15 protein-coding genes are annotated in these 15,262 nt (G+C 68.7%); 8 read left to right on the top strand and 7 right to left on the bottom strand.

Annotation, left to right across the window (positions count from 1 at the left end; translation table 11 throughout):
• Positions 1 to 17: 17 nt before the first annotated feature.
• Positions 18 to 380 carry a hypothetical protein gene (locus ABZW96_RS04260; protein ID WP_355071230.1) on the bottom strand — a complete coding sequence of 121 codons (363 nt, stop codon included), beginning with the start codon at positions 378 to 380 and terminating at the stop codon, positions 18 to 20.
• Positions 381 to 647: 267 nt separating this feature from the next.
• On the opposite strand from ABZW96_RS04260, the gene ABZW96_RS04255 reads away from it, so the two are divergent.
• The 5 genes from ABZW96_RS04255 (at position 648) to ABZW96_RS04235 (ending at position 6,247) form a co-directional block, all read left to right on the top strand.
• Positions 648 to 1,997: a hypothetical protein gene (locus tag ABZW96_RS04255; RefSeq protein WP_355072077.1), complete on the top strand. Its 1,350-nt coding sequence runs from the start codon at positions 648 to 650 to the stop codon at positions 1,995 to 1,997.
• Positions 1,997 to 3,016, top strand: a complete 1,020-nt coding sequence (locus ABZW96_RS04250; RefSeq protein ID WP_355071229.1) for a hypothetical protein — start codon at positions 1,997 to 1,999, stop codon at positions 3,014 to 3,016. The genes ABZW96_RS04255 and ABZW96_RS04250 overlap by 1 nt, the downstream gene beginning before the upstream one ends.
• A gap of 1 nt (position 3,017) precedes the next feature.
• Positions 3,018 to 4,544 carry a tetratricopeptide repeat protein gene (locus ABZW96_RS04245; protein ID WP_355071227.1) on the top strand — a complete coding sequence of 509 codons (1,527 nt, stop codon included), beginning with the start codon at positions 3,018 to 3,020 and terminating at the stop codon, positions 4,542 to 4,544.
• Positions 4,541 to 5,797, top strand: coding sequence for a CHAT domain-containing protein (locus tag ABZW96_RS04240; protein WP_355071225.1), 1,257 nt, complete (start codon positions 4,541 to 4,543; stop codon positions 5,795 to 5,797). Before ABZW96_RS04245 ends, ABZW96_RS04240 begins: the two co-directional genes overlap by 4 nt.
• 219 nt (positions 5,798 to 6,016) lie before the next feature.
• Entirely contained in the window at positions 6,017 to 6,247 is a 231-nt protein-coding gene (locus ABZW96_RS04235) for a hypothetical protein (RefSeq protein ID WP_355071223.1), read from the top strand.
• An 11-nt stretch (positions 6,248 to 6,258) separates the two neighbouring features.
• On the opposite strand, the gene ABZW96_RS04230 is transcribed toward ABZW96_RS04235, so the two are convergent.
• The 6 genes from ABZW96_RS04230 to ABZW96_RS04205 form a co-directional block, all read right to left on the bottom strand.
• Positions 6,259 to 6,663, bottom strand: a complete 405-nt coding sequence (locus tag ABZW96_RS04230) for a nitroreductase family deazaflavin-dependent oxidoreductase (RefSeq protein WP_355071221.1) — start codon at positions 6,661 to 6,663, stop codon at positions 6,259 to 6,261.
• A gap of 99 nt (positions 6,664 to 6,762) precedes the next feature.
• Positions 6,763 to 7,602, bottom strand: a complete 840-nt coding sequence (locus ABZW96_RS04225) for an alpha/beta hydrolase (protein WP_355071219.1) — start codon at positions 7,600 to 7,602, stop codon at positions 6,763 to 6,765.
• A gap of 33 nt (positions 7,603 to 7,635) precedes the next feature.
• The gene (locus tag ABZW96_RS04220; RefSeq protein WP_355071217.1) at positions 7,636 to 7,932 is read right to left on the bottom strand and encodes a hypothetical protein; all 297 of its coding nucleotides are present in this window, start codon (positions 7,930 to 7,932) and stop codon (positions 7,636 to 7,638) included.
• A gap of 98 nt (positions 7,933 to 8,030) precedes the next feature.
• Positions 8,031 to 8,756 (bottom strand): amino acid ABC transporter ATP-binding protein, encoded by a 726-nt coding sequence (locus ABZW96_RS04215; protein WP_355071216.1) that lies wholly within the window; start codon positions 8,754 to 8,756, stop codon positions 8,031 to 8,033.
• Entirely contained in the window at positions 8,757 to 10,553 is a 1,797-nt protein-coding gene (locus ABZW96_RS04210) for an ABC transporter substrate-binding protein/permease (protein WP_355071214.1), read from the bottom strand.
• A gap of 152 nt (positions 10,554 to 10,705) precedes the next feature.
• Positions 10,706 to 11,500, bottom strand: coding sequence for an LLM class F420-dependent oxidoreductase (locus tag ABZW96_RS04205; RefSeq protein WP_355071212.1), 795 nt, complete (start codon positions 11,498 to 11,500; stop codon positions 10,706 to 10,708).
• Between the two features lie 148 nt (positions 11,501 to 11,648).
• Between ABZW96_RS04205 and ABZW96_RS04200 the strand changes: the two genes are divergently transcribed.
• The 3 genes from ABZW96_RS04200 (at position 11,649) to ugpC (ending at position 15,195) form a co-directional block, all read left to right on the top strand.
• Positions 11,649 to 12,908, top strand: a complete 1,260-nt coding sequence (locus tag ABZW96_RS04200) for a helix-turn-helix domain-containing protein (RefSeq protein WP_355071210.1) — start codon at positions 11,649 to 11,651, stop codon at positions 12,906 to 12,908.
• A 126-nt stretch (positions 12,909 to 13,034) separates the two neighbouring features.
• Positions 13,035 to 14,021: a phosphotriesterase-related protein gene (locus tag ABZW96_RS04195; protein WP_355071209.1), complete on the top strand. Its 987-nt coding sequence runs from the start codon at positions 13,035 to 13,037 to the stop codon at positions 14,019 to 14,021.
• A 91-nt stretch (positions 14,022 to 14,112) separates the two neighbouring features.
• Positions 14,113 to 15,195, top strand: coding sequence for a sn-glycerol-3-phosphate ABC transporter ATP-binding protein UgpC (gene ugpC / locus ABZW96_RS04190; RefSeq protein WP_355071208.1), 1,083 nt, complete (start codon positions 14,113 to 14,115; stop codon positions 15,193 to 15,195).
• The last annotated feature ends 67 nt before the right edge of the window (positions 15,196 to 15,262 follow it).

The raw sequence follows: 15,262 nt of genomic DNA, 5'->3' as shown, positions 1-15,262 counted from the left end.
CCACTTCGAGACAGAACCTAACCGCGATAAATCTCGACGTAAGCGTTGGTCGCCACCGCCACCACACCGGGACCCATTCCCGTGCATCCCGTGGTGACGCGCTGGCCGCTCGGCGTGAAGGGGTAGCTGAGCGCTTGATAGGAGCCGACACCATACTGCGGGAACGGCCCGCTGGCGTAGAGGCCGAAGCAGTCGACGTGCAAGACGTAGTTGCTTCCTCCGTCGGGTTGGCAAGTCGTCGACGCACCGAAAAGGTCTCGCTCGACGACGCAATCCTGCGGCGCCGCTTGGGCGGTCCCGGAACCGACAATTGCGACGAATGCCAAACCCGAAACACCGGCCGCCGCGACGCGTACAGCGGTAGTCAACACTTTCTTCATAGAATCTCCTCCTGTTCAGGGTTCTCTTCGGCCGTCAGCGGCTGGATGTTACGACTGGCAGAGCTGAAACCGACAGTGAGTGTGGACAATTCGGTGTCCGATACGAAACGTCCGTTCCTGGTGGTGACGGCTTACCTCGGAGTGCTTGACTGCTTGCGGCGCCGGTTCGTATACGACCGACGCCGAGGAATCCGTCGTGAGGTTGCCGTGCACCCGCCGGGACGAGAGTCGCGGCAATACACTGCACGCATGCGACGACCGCGCGCCATGGTGCTCGATGAGGTGTGGCGCAGGCTCGAGGGTGTCGAACCGCTCAGCGGCCCGCACGGGGGTCCGCTGCGCCGGACGGTGAAGCTCGTGCTCGACCCGTTGGTGATCCGGCCCGTGCAGCATCCGTTGTGCGCGGGGCCGATCCTGACGGCGGATGGCGCGGTGTTGTTGGAGGCGCGCATTCAGGCGGCGGCCGATGTACTGCGTGCGACGGCGGCCTGGTTCACGGTGCTCAAGCAGGTGCGGCGGACACTGCGGATCACCGAGGGGCACCCGCAGGATCTGTATTTCCAGCGCTGTTTCGAGCTGGCGACCACCTCGGGTATGCCGGATCCGGCGCGGGCGCGCGGAGTCGCGGAGGACGCACTGCGCGAGATCCACGAGTACACCGCCGGACGCACCACGCAAGCGCTGAAGGAATACCTCACCGACCGCGAGCGGGAACGGGAGCTGGCCGGTCTGCTCGAGCTGGCCTGGCGGCGGCGTCCGCTCACCGGCCCGCCGGGCGGTGACCACGACGCGGAGGTGGACGAGCTGCTGGAAGCCTGTGCGGCCGCACGACTCGGTGAGGACGCCGACGGACAGGAGACCCTGGACCGGCTGATCGCCGCCCATGCGGGTACGCACGCGGGGATCCGGCTGTGGCAGGACGCGTCCGCTCAGGAACTCGGGTTGACCACGCATCCGGTGCCGCCTCGCCCCGCGATCGGTTCTTCGGCCTCGAAATCGACCCTCGGGCTCCCGTTCGATCGCACCGTGTACGAGCGGGTGTTCACCGTGCTCCAGGCATCCACCGAGCGCGCGGAGCTGCCGCCGATCCCCGAGCTGGTCGACGCCGAGATCGCGCGGAGTTGTGCACCGTGGGCGCTGCTGGACGAGTCGCTGCGCGTAACAGCGACGGCGGGGACCGCGCTGGCGACCGGTTTGGCGCCCATCGAGCACCGTCGTGAACAGTCGACGGGCCGACCGCGGCTACGTCTAGCCGAAACAGCGACGGAAACAATGCAATCCACGGCGCATCAGGTGGTGAACAGCCGCTGGCAGCGGGAAGCATACGTGTTGCAGGCGCGGCGGCTGGTGGTGTCCGCCGAGCGGCCCACCGGTCCGCTGGCCGCCATCGCCGCCGAGCTGATCACGCCGTGGCAGCCGTACCTGCGGCGCTTGTGGGTCCGCTTGCACGGCAGAGATGTCCGAGAGTTCGCCGTTTACGATCCGGACGAGCTGTGGGATCTGCTCGACGGTGTGGCGCGTTCGGTGATCCTGGACCATCGCACGCGGGTCAAGCGGGCGCTGAGCGTGCGGGCGAGCGTGGGTGAGCCGGACGCGGCGGAAACGAAGGCGAGCTGATGACGACCGTACGCATCCGCCGCCGCGACGGCCTGTGGATCCTCGCGCCGGACGACGCTCCGACCGTCGTGGACGGCGCGGCCGGGGTGGACGTGCTCGTGCTCGAGGTGGCGGGCGGGCATCTGACGTGGAGCCTGCTCAGCGGGCAGACGACCCCGGCGGCGGTGCTCGACGACCTCGACCTCGCACAGGAGTGGATCTGGGCGGTGTACGGCCCAGAGGTGGCCATCGCTCTCGACGAAACGAGCGGCAGTGAAGGGGAATACACGGCCGAGCCCGCACTGCCCGACCTCGCCGCGCATGCCTGGCGGCTCGGCTACGCCCGCTGGGCGGCACGCTGGTGGCCCGCGTCGACTCTGGACGGCATCGCCCCGCTGGACGAAGACCTGCTGGAAGACGAGATAGCCACGCTGAGCGAGGAATGCGATCTGATCGTCGACGGCGCCGACGCGACTCCCGAAGAACGCACGGCCGCACGGGCACTCGGCCGCGCGGAGGATTACGCGCTCGCCGCCGGACCGGCCACCATCGTCGCGCCCGGCGCTCTCGTCCTGGCCAGGGGCAGCGCGGGCTGGGACTGGCATCGCTGCCCGCCGGGCCTGCTCGACGCCTCGGAGCGCGCCGTGTCCTGGGAAGTGGTGCGCGCGGCGGGGACCACGATAGTGCGGGTGAGCGCGGTCGCCGCCCCACTTTCGCCAACGGACCTACCGGCACACCTGCATCCCAGGGCCGGAATTCGCACTCCGGCAGACGCCGCCGACGTGCCGCTGATCCGCGACGGCGAGCTCTGGCGGGCCGAGAGCACGGCCCCGGCCGGAGCGGAAGCGGGCGTGACCGTGCACATCTACGTCCCGGGCGTCGGCGTGGACGAACAGGAGCCGGACGCGGCGACGCGCCGAGCGCGGATTCGCGACCTGGTCACGACGCGGCTGCACCGCGCGGACGAAGCATCCGGCAACTCCGCCGACTCGCTCCTGCTGGCGGAAATCGCCGCTGCCGCGTCGGATTCGGACTTCTGATATGACCGAGGCGACTCCGGACGACGGCCGGGAACTGCTCGCCGCTGGCGCCGCCGCATACACCCGCGGCGACCCCGCCGAGGCGAAACGCCTGTTCGAGGACGCCGCTGAACGAACAACCGGCGATATCCGGCTCGGCGCGATCATCAACGCCGCGAGCATGGCCGACGAACTCGGCGACCACGCCGCCTCGCTCGCCCTCTACCGCTCGGCGTTGGCCGAGATGCCCGAACACGCACCGCGATTGCGCCCGAATGCCCTGGTCAACATGTCGCAAGCGCTCCAGCATCTGGGCGATCTCGACGCGGCGCAAGCGGCGCTGGAGCAAGCACGCGCCTTGCTCGCCGACAACACCGACACCGATCTCGGTGTGCTGCGCGTAGCCTGCCTGCTCTCCCTGACCGCCGTCGCACTGCACCGGCAGAACTGGGCCTACGCCGCCGAGATCGCCGCCGAATCACTCGACGCGGCACGGCGTTTCGCGCCGCAACTGGCGGGTCATCCGCTGATGAATCTCGCCGCCACCTACTTCGAGACCGGACGCCGCGACCTGGCCGTCGATTTCACGCGGCAAGCGCTCGCCGCGTTCGAGTCCGCGGGCGACCGCAACGCGGTCGCCGAGACCGAACAGAATCTCGCCACCATGCTCGTCCGCCTCGAGCGGTACGACGAGGCCGAGGCGCCGCTGCGATCCAGTCAGGCCTATTTCGAGCAGGCCGGGCTGGGGTATCGGGCCGGGGTCGGACTCAAGACCATGGGATTTCTCGCCGAGGGCCGCGGCGATCTGGCGGACGCCCAGGATCTCTACGGGCGGAGCCTCTCGTATTTCGTCACGTCTAGCGCCGTACTGGATGCCGCCGACCTGCGCATTCGTTCCGCCACCGTGGCGTTCAAGTCCGGGCGGGTCGCAGAGTGCGAGGAATTGCTCGCCGCCGCGTTCGCGGTCTATGCCGAGCGTGGCCTAGGCCTGCACTGCGCCCAGCTCGATTTCTGGCACGCGACGCTCCTGGAAGGCGCGATCGACGCGTCCGAGTCGCCGCCCGCGGAGTTGCTCTGGCGCGCTGTGGGGATCGCCGTTCCCGCCGCCCTGGCCATCGACGCCGTGCGCCACACCTTGCCGAACGGTACGCAGCGCGAGCAGTGGAACCGGCAGATCGCCGACCCCGCGATGCGGCTTGCGTTCCGCTTCGCCTACCTTTCCGGCAACGGTGTCCTCGTCACCGATTTGGTCGAAACACAGTGCGCTGGGACAGCTTTGGCGCTCGATCGCACCGAACGGGCGACTCGCACACGGCTTCCGCTCGATCTGCTCGACCCGCCGGAGGACTTCACCGATCATCCCGGCAACGCCGCCCTGCAACTGGGCGCCGCCTTAGCAGAGGTCGCGGCCGGAGCGGGTCTGCCGGTCGCTCCGCCACCGCGCCTGGCACTTGCCGCGGAAGGCCGAATCGCGCTCGCGCCGTTCATCGCCGCCGCCGAACAGCGCTACGGCCGGGTGATCCGCGACGATCGGGTGCTGACGGTATGACGCGACCGACGGTGCTGGTCCGCATGGCGGACGCGGGAGACATCTACGTGTCGTGGCGATGGGTCGACGACAGCGCGCCTCGCGGCGCGGGAGTGCTCCCGGAGGACGCGGCGATGCGGGCGGTCGGACTGCTCGCCGACGCGCTGCCGCGTCCCGCCGAGCCCGGCGGTCTCGAGCAGGCGCTCACCACCGGCGCGTTCGCCGACTACGAACGGGAATATGCCGTCGCACAGGCGCTTTCGCGAGCACTTTTGCCTTATGGCCTGGCCGCACAGCTCTACGAGCTGTGGCAGCGCGGCGTGCGCCCGCATATCCGGCTGCAACCGTCACCGCGTGTCGCCCAGGTGCCGTGGGAACTCGTCGCGCCGGATCGCGACGTCCGGCTGATCGACATCGCCGACGTCAGCCTGCTCGCGCCTGCCGGCGTCGCGCAAGCGCCCGGACGGATCGCCCGCACTTGGACCGAGACCGCCGCGCGGCCGGTCGTCGCGGTGCTGGATCCGCGCATTCCCGGCTTCCGCGCCGATTCGACGCTCGGCTCGGTGCTGGGCCGGATGACCGCTGAAGCCCCGCTCGCACAACGAATGGCGATGTACACCGCGAACGACCGCTTGCGCCCCGCGGTAGCGAACCCGGTCGAGACCTTCCGGCGCACGGATGTCGATCGCGACTGGCTCGGCTCCGTCCTGCGCGCGGGCGCGAGCCGCTTGCTCTACGTCGGACACGTCACCGCCGCCGCGCCCGGATCGGGCCGCAGTGAGGACGCCGAACTGCATCTCGCCTGCACCGCCGATGCCGTCGGCTTCGCGGAACCGTCCCGCACCCACCGGCCGCTCTCGGCCAAAGACCTCCTGCTCGGAACGCATACCATCGAATCGGAACCTGTTGCCGGACAACGACTGTGGCCGATCCCGAGCCGGGTCGCGCTGATCGCCTGTGAGAGCGGCGGCGACCTGCGGTTCAGCGAAGCGCTCGGCTTGACCGCCGCGATGATCACCGGCGGCGCGGAACTGGTCACCGCCAGCCGGTGGCCGCTGCCCACGGATTTCGCCTTTCAGCGCGTCGCGGGCGCACCGGCGCAGGTCCACCCGCTCCAGGAGACGATCTGCGCCATCGACGAGGCGCACGAGCGACCCGACCCCGTGACCGCCATCGCCGAATGGCAGCGCGACCGTCTCAGCGCATGGCGCGACACCGGCCGGATCGAGCATTCCCCGGTGCTCTGGGCGGCCTTCGCCACCGTGTGCGCCTAACTCGGGCAAACCATCCCGCGCGGTCTCCATATACCGGTCTACGTGCAGCGATGCCGCGGGAAACGCGCGAGAATGGGTAACGCAACTAGTGCGCAAACCGACACTCAGCTTCGAACGTGTGGATAAGCTCGAACGCCGTCACCCATCACGATTCGCGACCAGGAGAACCAGCAACACCAGTTGGATGACCGCCTCGACCGGCCTCTGAGGAGCCCACCAATGCGCTACTACGCCGTCTACGACAACGACGGAAACCTCGCCACCATCCTCGGGCAACCCGACGACGCGCCGCCGCTGCGCCCCGCCGCCTTCCACCGGGGCCAACGGCTCACGGAACTGGCTCTACCGGAAGGGGCCGTTGACCCCACCGACCCCGACAATCTGACCGCCCTGCTCGACCTGGTCGCCGACCGGCGAGTCGACGCGGCCGACACGCGCGCCCGACGCTAGTCCGGTGCTCGTCACGCCCGCGTGAGGGCGACCACCGGGATGACCCGGGACGTCTGCATCTCGTGTTCGGCGAAGAACGGGTAGGCGTTCTTCAGCATCGCCCAGGTGCGGGCACGGTCGTCGCCGGTCAACGGGGCGGCCAGCGCCGGATAGCTCTCCTCGCCCACTTCGACGGTGACGCGCGGGTTCTCCCGCAGGTTCGCGTACCAGTCGGGATGTTTCGGCGCACCGATGTTGGAAGCGACGACGAGCAGGCGGTCGCCGTCGTGGTGGAACATCAGCGGGGTGGTGTACGGGGCGCCGGTTCTGCGGCCGATCGTGGTCAGCAAGATCAGACGGTCGCGTTGCATGCCCTCGATCTCGCCGCCCGCTCGGAACTGGGCGATGGTTCGCCGATTGACTTCCTTGACCTCCACGGTTCACCTCCCTTGCCTGTCGGTGGACGAGACTCAGCTTTCCCCCCGTCCGCGCACCGTGTGCGGGGAACGGCGGGATGAACAGCGCCGCCGAGGCATTCACCCGCGATGGGCGAGCAGGTGCTGGATCAGCAGGCGGGTCAGCGCCTCGGGCGCCTCTTCCGGAACCCAGTGCGAGACGTCCTCGAGCATCTCGAATCGGTACGGGCCGGAGACGTATTTTCCGGTCGCCAGCGCCGCGGTGGAGCCGAAGGTCGCGTCCTCGGTGCCCCATACGTACAAGGTGGGAACGCACACCGGGCCGGTCGGACCGGCGAGGTCCATGGCGCGATACCAGTTCAACGCGGCGGTGAGCGCGCCGGGCCGCGACAACCGACCCACGTAATCCTCGACGCGTTCCTCCGGGATCTTCCACTCGAAGATCCGGCGCAGCGCGGCGGCGTCGTCGGCGAGCAGAGCCCGCTCCGCGGTGCGCGGCTGCCGAAGGGCGATCACATGGTGGGACCGCAACGCTTGATCCTCGTCCTCGGCTATCGCCTGCTGGAGCGCGGAAGGATGCGGATGCGACACCGCGCTGAACGTGCGGACGCGCTCCGGCAGCTCCGCCGCCACTGCCCATCCGACCCGCGCGCCGCAGCCGTGGCCGATCAGGTCGAAGCGCTCCCACCCCAGCGCGTCGGCTATCGCGACCACGTCGCCGACCAGTTCCTCGAGCCGATAGTCGGCGGCTCGCTCCGGCCGCACCCCCGGCGAGTACCCGCGCTGGTCGGGCGCGACGACGCGGCACCCGCCGCCGCCGAGCACGCGGAGCTGGAACTCCCACTCCCGTGCGCCTTGGGGGAACTCGTGCAGCAACAGCACTTCCCGTCCGCCGGGAGCGCCGGCGGCCAGTACGTCGAAGGTTCCCGCCCCGGTACGAATCTCGAGTTCTTCGATCACCCGCCCGACTCTAGAACCGGAGACCGACGCGAATCAGTGCTCGTCGAAGTGACCGTCGTGGGCGGCGTGACGATGGCCGTCGTGCAGGTAGTCGACGTGGTCGCCGTGCTGGACGGCCTCGTGGCCGCAGTTCGGACCGTGCCGGTGCGGGTGATCGCGGCATTCGCAGTGCTCGGACCGCTCGCATTCGTCGTAGTGACCCGCGTGTTCGCGATGCAGATGACCATCGTGGGCGTAGTCGATGTGATCGCCGTGCTGGAACGCCGTGTGCCCGCAGTCCGGGCCGTGCACATGGTCGTGGCCGGTGTGCTGGGCGTGTGCTGTGGTCATCGAATTTCCCTCTTTCCTCGCGCGGATAGCTGGAATCGTGATGACAAATACATTAGCAGATGCGCATCAATGAAAGTTGCGCCGAATGTGCTACCGACTCAGAGCACCTGGGCGAGGAACCTCTGCAAACGCGGAGTCCGCGCGTCGTCGAACAAAGCGTCGGGCGTGCCGGTCTCCACGACCTGCCCCTGATCCATGAACACGACGCTGTCGGACACCGTGCGGGCGAAGCCCATCTCGTGGGTGACCACGACCATCGACATGCCGCCGGAGGCGAGGTCGGTCATCAAACCGAGCACGCCCTTCACCAGCTCGGGATCCAGCGCCGAGGTGGCCTCATCGAAGAACATGAGTTCCGGCTGCATCGCCAGCGCCCGTGCGATGGCCACGCGCTGCTGCTGCCCGCCGGACAGGTTCCCGGGACGGGAATCGGCTTTGTCGGCCAGACCGACGATCTCCAATTGCTCGACGGCCAGTGCCCGTGCTCGGTCCTTGGACAGGCCGCGCAGCTTGCGCGGGCCCAGCGCGACGTTCTCCGCGACGGTCTTGTGCGGGAACAGATTGAAATGCTGGAACACCATGCCGATACGCTGCCGCAGCCGGTCCGGATTCTCGGTGAGCACGGACTTGCCGTCCAACAGCACGTCGCCCTGATCGGGCTCGTACAACCGGTTCAGCACCCGCAGCAGGGTCGACTTGCCCGACCCGGACGGCCCGATGACGGTGACGGTCTTGCCCGCGTCGACGTGGATGTCGATCCCGCGCAGCACGTGGTTGTGTCCGAGCGTCAGATGCAGTCCGGTACCGGTGAGGGAGGCACTCATCTATCCGCGCCCTTCCGTGATCGTGGCCGCCTCCACCTGGTCGATCGGCCGGTCGGGTCGGCCGGTCCGCATCCGGCGGTCGATGTAGTTCACCAGGTGGGTGAGCGGGATGGTGAGCAGCAGATAGGCCAGACCGGCGGCGACCAGCGGCGAGAGATTGCCGGTCTGCGCGTTGAGATCGCGGCCGACGGCGAACAGCTCGCGCTGGGTGGCGAGCAGGCCGAGGAAGTAGATCAGCGAGGAATCCTTGATGAGGGCGATGAACTGGTTCATCAGAGCCGGGAGCACCCGGCGCACGCCCTGCGGGATCACCACCAGCGTCATCGCCTGGCGGTAACCGAAACCGATGGCGCGCGCCGCCTCCAACTGCCCGGCCTCGACCGATTGGATGCCGGAGCGGAAGATCTCACCGATATAGGCCGAGGCGAGCAACGCCAGCGCGACCGCACCGAGCCAGTACGGGTTGTTGCCGGTCAGGTTGCGCACCACCGGCCCGACGCCGAGACCGATCAGCAGGATGATCACCACGGCGGGCAAACCGCGGAAGATGTCGGTGTAAACCCGCGCGGGCCAGCGCAACCAGCGAGTCCGCGAAATACCGGCGACCGCGAGCAGCATGCCGATCACGGTGCCGAGCGCACCCGAGACCACCGCGAGGATCAAGGTATTGGGCAGGCCGGTCTTCAACAGATCGGGAAATGCCTTGCGGTACAGCGACCAGTCGAAGAACGTCTCCCGCAACTGCTGCACCGTGGATTTCGGCGCGTTCTGCTCCGTCTCGTCCTTTTTCTTGCCCGCCGCGAGCGCCGCGAAGTCCGGCAGCTGCGGCGCGGGCGCGGCCCGCGAGCCCGGCTTCCAGCCCGGCGGCAGCTCCCGTGGCACCCAGTCGGTGTAGAGCTTGGCGTAGGTGCCGTCCGCGATCACCGCGTCCAGGCCGCTGTTGAGCGCGTCGATCAGCGGCTGGTTGTTCTTGGCGACCGCGTAGCCGACGAAGTTGTCCAGGCTGAAGGTGTTCTGCGACACCGATGTTCCGTCGCCCGGCTTGATCGCGCCTTCCGCTTGGGCGGACGGGGCCACCCAGGCGTCCACCTGGCCGGACTTCAAGTTGGCGTAGGCGGTGTTGTAGTCGGGGAACTTCACCGGGTCCAGATGCAGCTGGTTCACGACGAACTCGTCCTGCACGGTGCCCTGCACCACCGCGATCCGTGTGCTCCGGTTCAGGTCGGCGAACCCCTTGATGCCGCTGCCGCTCGGCACCACCAGGGAGAAATAGCCGAAGTCGTAGCCGTTGGTGAAGCCGACCAGCTGGCGGCGCGCGTCGGTGGTGGTGATGTTGGACGAGCCCACGTCGAAGCGACCGCCGGACACCTGGGCGAGCAGCCCGGCGAACTCGGTGCCGGAGAACTCCACCTGGAGGCCGAGCTTCGCGCCGATCGCCTTCAGCAGCTCGTTGTCGAAGCCGGTGAACGTGCCCTGCCGGTCGACGCAGATGCTCGGCGGCGCGTCCGAGAGCGTGCCGACGCTGAGCTTGCCGGGCGTGATCAAGCCGAGCTTCGAGACGTCGATCGAGGTCAGCGGCGCGGTGGTCGCGGTGGTGTAGCGGTCGCTGCCCGCGGCGGCCGACGAGGCCAGGTTGGTCGGCGCGGCGGAGGCGGCGGCCGGGCCGGGCGGTGCGCAGAGGTTGCGCTCGGTGCTCGCGTCGTCGGAGCCGGAACCGCACGCCGTCGCGCTGAGACCGACGGCAAGCAATATCACGGCGATCAACGCACGAGACCGAACAGCGGGCAGAACAGCCATGACGGACAACCCTAGCGGCGGAATTCTGCTAACCCACGGCTACCCCAGGGCCGGAATTGCCGGAATCCATGCCGCCGCGGCGGTCCAGAGTTTCGATCACGGTGATTCGAACTCCACACCGCCCTCGCGCAACAGTCGCCGGGCAATCCGGATCAGGCCAGCCCGCTCACCGGTTCCGGGTTGACCTCGTCGCGCCACCGCACGGCCTTCGCGACCTCGCTCAGGTCGTAATCCGGTCCGCTGGCCCCGATGGTGAAGGTGGTCACCCCCGCCTCGACGAAAGCGGGCGCCTTCTCCAGACCCGGCCACTGCACCGAGCGCTCGATGCGCGCTTGATCGGTGCCGACGGCGGCGCAGTGCTCGGCGAGCACCTTGTTCTTGTGCGCGAGCACGTCCAGGTCGGCGAAGGTGTGCCACATGTCGGCGTACTGCGCGACCAGCCGCAAGGTCTTCTTCTCGCCACCGCCGCCGATCAGGATCGGCAGGTCGCGAGTCGGGCGCGGATTGAGCTTCGGCAGCCGGGCGCTGATCCGGGCGAGGGTCTCCTTCAGCAACTCGAGCCTGCTGCCCGGGGTGCCGAATTCGTAGCCGTACTCGTCGTAGTCCTTCTCGAACCAGCCCGCGCCGATGCCGAGGATGAGCCGCCCGCCGCTGATGTGGTCGACGGTGCGCGCCATATCGGCCAGCAGATCCGGATTGCGGTAGCCGCCGCCGGTGACCAGCGCGCCGATCTCCACCCGTTCGGTCTGCTCGGCGAACGCGCCCAGCATCGTCCAGCACTCGAAGTGCGCGCCGTCGGGATCGCCGGTGAGCGGGTAGAAGTGGTCCCAATTGAACACGATGTCGACGCCCGCGTCCTCGCACCGCAACACCGCGTCACGGATGAGCCGGTACTCCGGCGCGTGCTGCGGTTGTAGCTGAACTCCGATACGAACTGGACGACTCATGGCATTACTCCTCGTCGCTCGGCCCGCCCCCGCCCCGAGGCTACCGGCGCGGTGGGGTTCCCGCAGGTCGCCGCACGATGCTTCCGGCGCATCCGGCGGGGGCTAGGTTGAGACCCGATGCCGAGCCCGGCGAAGGGAGGTGTCGCCAGTGGCCGACGGCGAGAACGAAGTGGTTCGCGCGGTCGTCTCGACGATGCTGCGCGGTCGCGATCAGCTGATCGCCGAGCTGTCGGCGGTGATGCGCGCGCAAGTCGCGGCGCTCGACCTGGATGCCCGGCTGCGGGGCCTGTTCGAGGCGGGCACCACCGACAATCTGATGTCCGTCCTCGACTTCGTGCAGAACGACGCCGCCGAGCACGACGTGCACGCCCCGGCGCGGGCGCTGGTGTACGCGCGCACGCTCGCGCAGCGCGACGTCCCGCTGTCGGCGCTGATGCGGGCGTACCGGGTGGGGCATGCCGGGTTCCTCGACATCGCGATGCGCTACGCGGCGGAACTGGGTGGCTCCGACAGCGCGGCGGCGATCATCCGGATCGTCCATCGCTCCGCGGTGTACATCGACCGGGTGTGCGAGCACGTCGGCATCGCCTACGAGCAGGAGCGCGACCGGTGGGTGGGCAGTCGCGGCGGCCTGCGTCAGGAATGGGTGGCGCGGGTGCTCGACGGCTCGGCCGACGACATCGACCAGGCCGAGCAAGTGCTCGGCTATCCCTTGTCCGGCCGGCACGTCGCGGTGAACGCCTGGACCGAGCCGCAGCTGTCCGCACGGGCCGCGGTGGATGTCCTGGACGCCGTGCGCGCGGCGCTGGTTCCGCTGCTCGGCCACCCCCGCCGGGCGCTGCTGGTGCCGACCGACGAACGCGAAGTGCGGCTGTGGTTCTCGATCGCTCGGGACACGACCATCGATGCCGAGGCCATCGAGCGTGCCCTGTCGGCACTGGCGTTGCCGGTGCGTGTGGCGGTGGGCGGGCGCGGCTCCGGCGTCGCGGGATTCCGCCGCAGCCTGCGGCAAGCCGATCGGGTGCGCGAACTCGTGCTGCTGGCCGGTCCCGACGCGCCCCGCGCGGTGTCGCACGACCAGGTGGCGGCCGTCGCGCTGCTGGGCGGCGACATCGAGGAACTGCGCCAGTACGTGGCCGACTGCCTGGGTGAACTCGCGACCGGCAACCAGCGCAATCTCTGGCTGCGCGAAACCCTGCGCGTCTTCCTGGCCAACAACCGCAGCTACGCCGCGGCCGCGCAGGAGTTGGCCGTGCACCGCAACACCGTCCAGTACCGGGTGCGGCAGGCACTCGACCTGACCCGCCACGACTTCGACGATCACGATCGCACGCTGCACCTGCATCTGGCGTTGCAAGCCGCCCGCTGGTTCGGACCGGCGGTGCTGCAACCGTGCCCGGTGGCCTGAGCCACGTCCTTCTGTGCGATGCGCACGAAAGTTGTACGAAGATTCAGCACCGGAGAATATGGCCCACCTCACATACCGGTTCGTACGATTCCTGCGAATGCGCAGCTCAGATGAGGAGAAATCGCTGTGTCGACGCTGGAAACCGTGCGCGGGCCGATCGATTCCGCCGAGCTCGGAGTGACACTTATGCACGAGCACGTCTTCGTGCTCACCGGGGACGTCCAGCAGAACTACCCGGCCGAATGGGGCTCCGAGGACGAACGCATCGCCGATGCCGTGCGACGGTTGCGGGTCGCCTACGACGCCGGGGTGCGGACGATCGTCGATCCGACGGTGGTCGGGCTGGGCCGCTACATCCCACGGATCCAGCGAATCGCCGAGCAGGTGCCGCTGAACCTGGTGGTCGCCACCGGCATCTACACCTACGGGGATGTCCCGTTCTTCTTCCACTACCGCGGCCCTGCGTTGAACGAGATCGTCGGCGCCCAGGTCCCCGACCCGATGGTCGACATGTTCGTCGGCGACATCCGCGACGGCATCGCGGGCACCGGGGTCAAGGCGGGCATGCTCAAGTGCGCGATCGATAAGCAAGGGCTGACCGCGGGCGTCGAACGGGTCATGCGCGCGGTCGCCAGGGCCCATCTCGAGACCGGCGTGCCGATCACGGTGCACACCCATCCGGAGTCGCGCGCCGGGCTCGACGTGAAGCGCGTGATGTGCGACGAGGAAGGCGTCGACCCGGGTCGCATCGTGCTCGGGCACAGCGGCGACACCACCGACTGCGATCACCTCGCCGAACTCGCCGACGCCGGCTTCGTGCTCGGCATGGACCGCTTCGGCATCAACCTCGACACCACCTTCGAAGCCCGCGCCGACACCCTGATCGAGATGGTCCGCCGCGGCTACACCGACCGGATGGTGCTGTCCCAGGACGCGAGCTGCTACATCGACTGGATCGAGCCCGCCGCCATGGCCGCCCTGCCGCAGTGGCACTACACCCACCTGTTCGACGACGTGTTCCCCTACGTGCTCGAACGCGGCGTCACCAAGGAGCAGATCGACACCATGCTCGTCGACGTCCCGCGCGCGTTCTTCGAGGCGCGCACCCGCTGACGTGGCTCGTCGCCGGCCCGCCCGATAGGATCGCCGCACCCTTACTCGGATCGTCCGGCACGTTCCTGCCGGGATGGGATGTGAATTCGTCATGGCCACTGTGACCTTCGACAACGCGACGCGGCTCTACCCCGGATCCGCCAAACCCGCGGTGGATCGGCTGAACCTGGAGATCGAGGACGGCGAATTCCTCGTCCTGGTCGGTCCCTCCGGCTGCGGGAAATCGACCTCGTTGCGCATGCTCGCCGGGCTGGAGGAGGTCAACGGCGGACGCATCCTGATCGGCGAGAACGACGTCACGCACGCCGAGCCGAAGGAACGCGATATCGCCATGGTGTTCCAGAACTACGCGCTCTATCCGCACATGACCGTCGCGGAGAACATGGGCTTCGCGCTGAAGCTGGCCAAGGTGGCCAAGGCGGAGAAGGAGAAGCGGGTCCTGGAGGCGGCCAAGCTGCTGGACCTGGAGCCCTTCCTGGATCGCAAGCCGAAGGCGCTGTCCGGCGGCCAGCGTCAGCGGGTGGCGATGGGCCGCGCGATCGTGCGGCAGCCGCAGGTGTTCCTGATGGACGAGCCGCTGTCCAACCTGGACGCCAAGCTGCGCGTGCAGACCCGCACCCAGATCGCGCAGTTGCAGCGCAGGCTCGGCACCACCACGGTGTACGTCACCCACGACCAGGTCGAGGCGATGACCATGGGCGATCGGGTCGCCGTGCTGAAGGACGGCCTGTTGCAGCAGTGCGCCACTCCGCGCGACCTCTACCGCGATCCGGCCAACGTGTTCGTCGCGGGGTTCATGGGTTCGCCTGCCATGAACCTGTTCACGCTTCCGGTCACCGATAGCCGGGTGGAGCTGGGCGGGCACGCGATCGCGCTGCCGCGCACGGTCGCGGACGAGGCGGGGAACACCGTGACGGTCGGTATCCGCCCGGAGCATTTCGAACTGGGTAACGGCTCCGGCATCGAGATGGAAGTCGACGTGGTGGAGGAACTCGGTTCCGACGCCTACATCTACGGCCGCACCGTTGCCGAAGGCGGGACCGACGGCGCCGGGGAAACCATCGTCTCGCGCGCGGATTGGCGCAATCCGCCTGCGAAGGGCGCCCGGCTGCGGCTGGCCACCGCGCCGGAGCACGTCTACTTCTTCGACACCGAAGGACGCAGGCTCAACTGAGCACGCTGCCGGGTGGGCCGCACGGCTTCGGCTCTCGGCTCGATCCAGCGCGAGGCGGTCACCGCCG

Origin of the sequence: Nocardia sp. NPDC004168, assembly GCF_040610355.1 — a bacterium.
GTDB classification, from domain to species: Bacteria; Actinomycetota; Actinomycetes; order Mycobacteriales; family Mycobacteriaceae; genus Nocardia; species Nocardia sichangensis.
The sequence above is the reverse complement of the archived record's forward strand: the minus strand, read 5'-3'. Positions and strand labels throughout refer to the sequence as shown.

Coding starts and splice junctions, on each gene's coding strand:
- ABZW96_RS04260 (WP_355071230.1), bottom strand. CDS start 380: ATGAAGAAAGTGTTGACTACCGCTGTACGCGTCGCGGCGGCCGGTGTT.
- ABZW96_RS04255 (WP_355072077.1), top strand. CDS start 648: ATGGTGCTCGATGAGGTGTGGCGCAGGCTCGAGGGTGTCGAACCGCTC.
- ABZW96_RS04250 (WP_355071229.1), top strand. CDS start 1,997: ATGACGACCGTACGCATCCGCCGCCGCGACGGCCTGTGGATCCTCGCG.
- ABZW96_RS04245 (WP_355071227.1), top strand. CDS start 3,018: ATGACCGAGGCGACTCCGGACGACGGCCGGGAACTGCTCGCCGCTGGC.
- ABZW96_RS04240 (WP_355071225.1), top strand. CDS start 4,541: ATGACGCGACCGACGGTGCTGGTCCGCATGGCGGACGCGGGAGACATC.
- ABZW96_RS04235 (WP_355071223.1), top strand. CDS start 6,017: ATGCGCTACTACGCCGTCTACGACAACGACGGAAACCTCGCCACCATC.
- ABZW96_RS04220 (WP_355071217.1), bottom strand. CDS start 7,932: ATGACCACAGCACACGCCCAGCACACCGGCCACGACCATGTGCACGGC.
- ABZW96_RS04215 (WP_355071216.1), bottom strand. CDS start 8,756: ATGAGTGCCTCCCTCACCGGTACCGGACTGCATCTGACGCTCGGACAC.
- ABZW96_RS04210 (WP_355071214.1), bottom strand. CDS start 10,553: ATGGCTGTTCTGCCCGCTGTTCGGTCTCGTGCGTTGATCGCCGTGATA.
- ABZW96_RS04205 (WP_355071212.1), bottom strand. CDS start 11,500: ATGAGTCGTCCAGTTCGTATCGGAGTTCAGCTACAACCGCAGCACGCG.
- ugpC (WP_355071208.1), top strand. CDS start 14,113: ATGGCCACTGTGACCTTCGACAACGCGACGCGGCTCTACCCCGGATCC.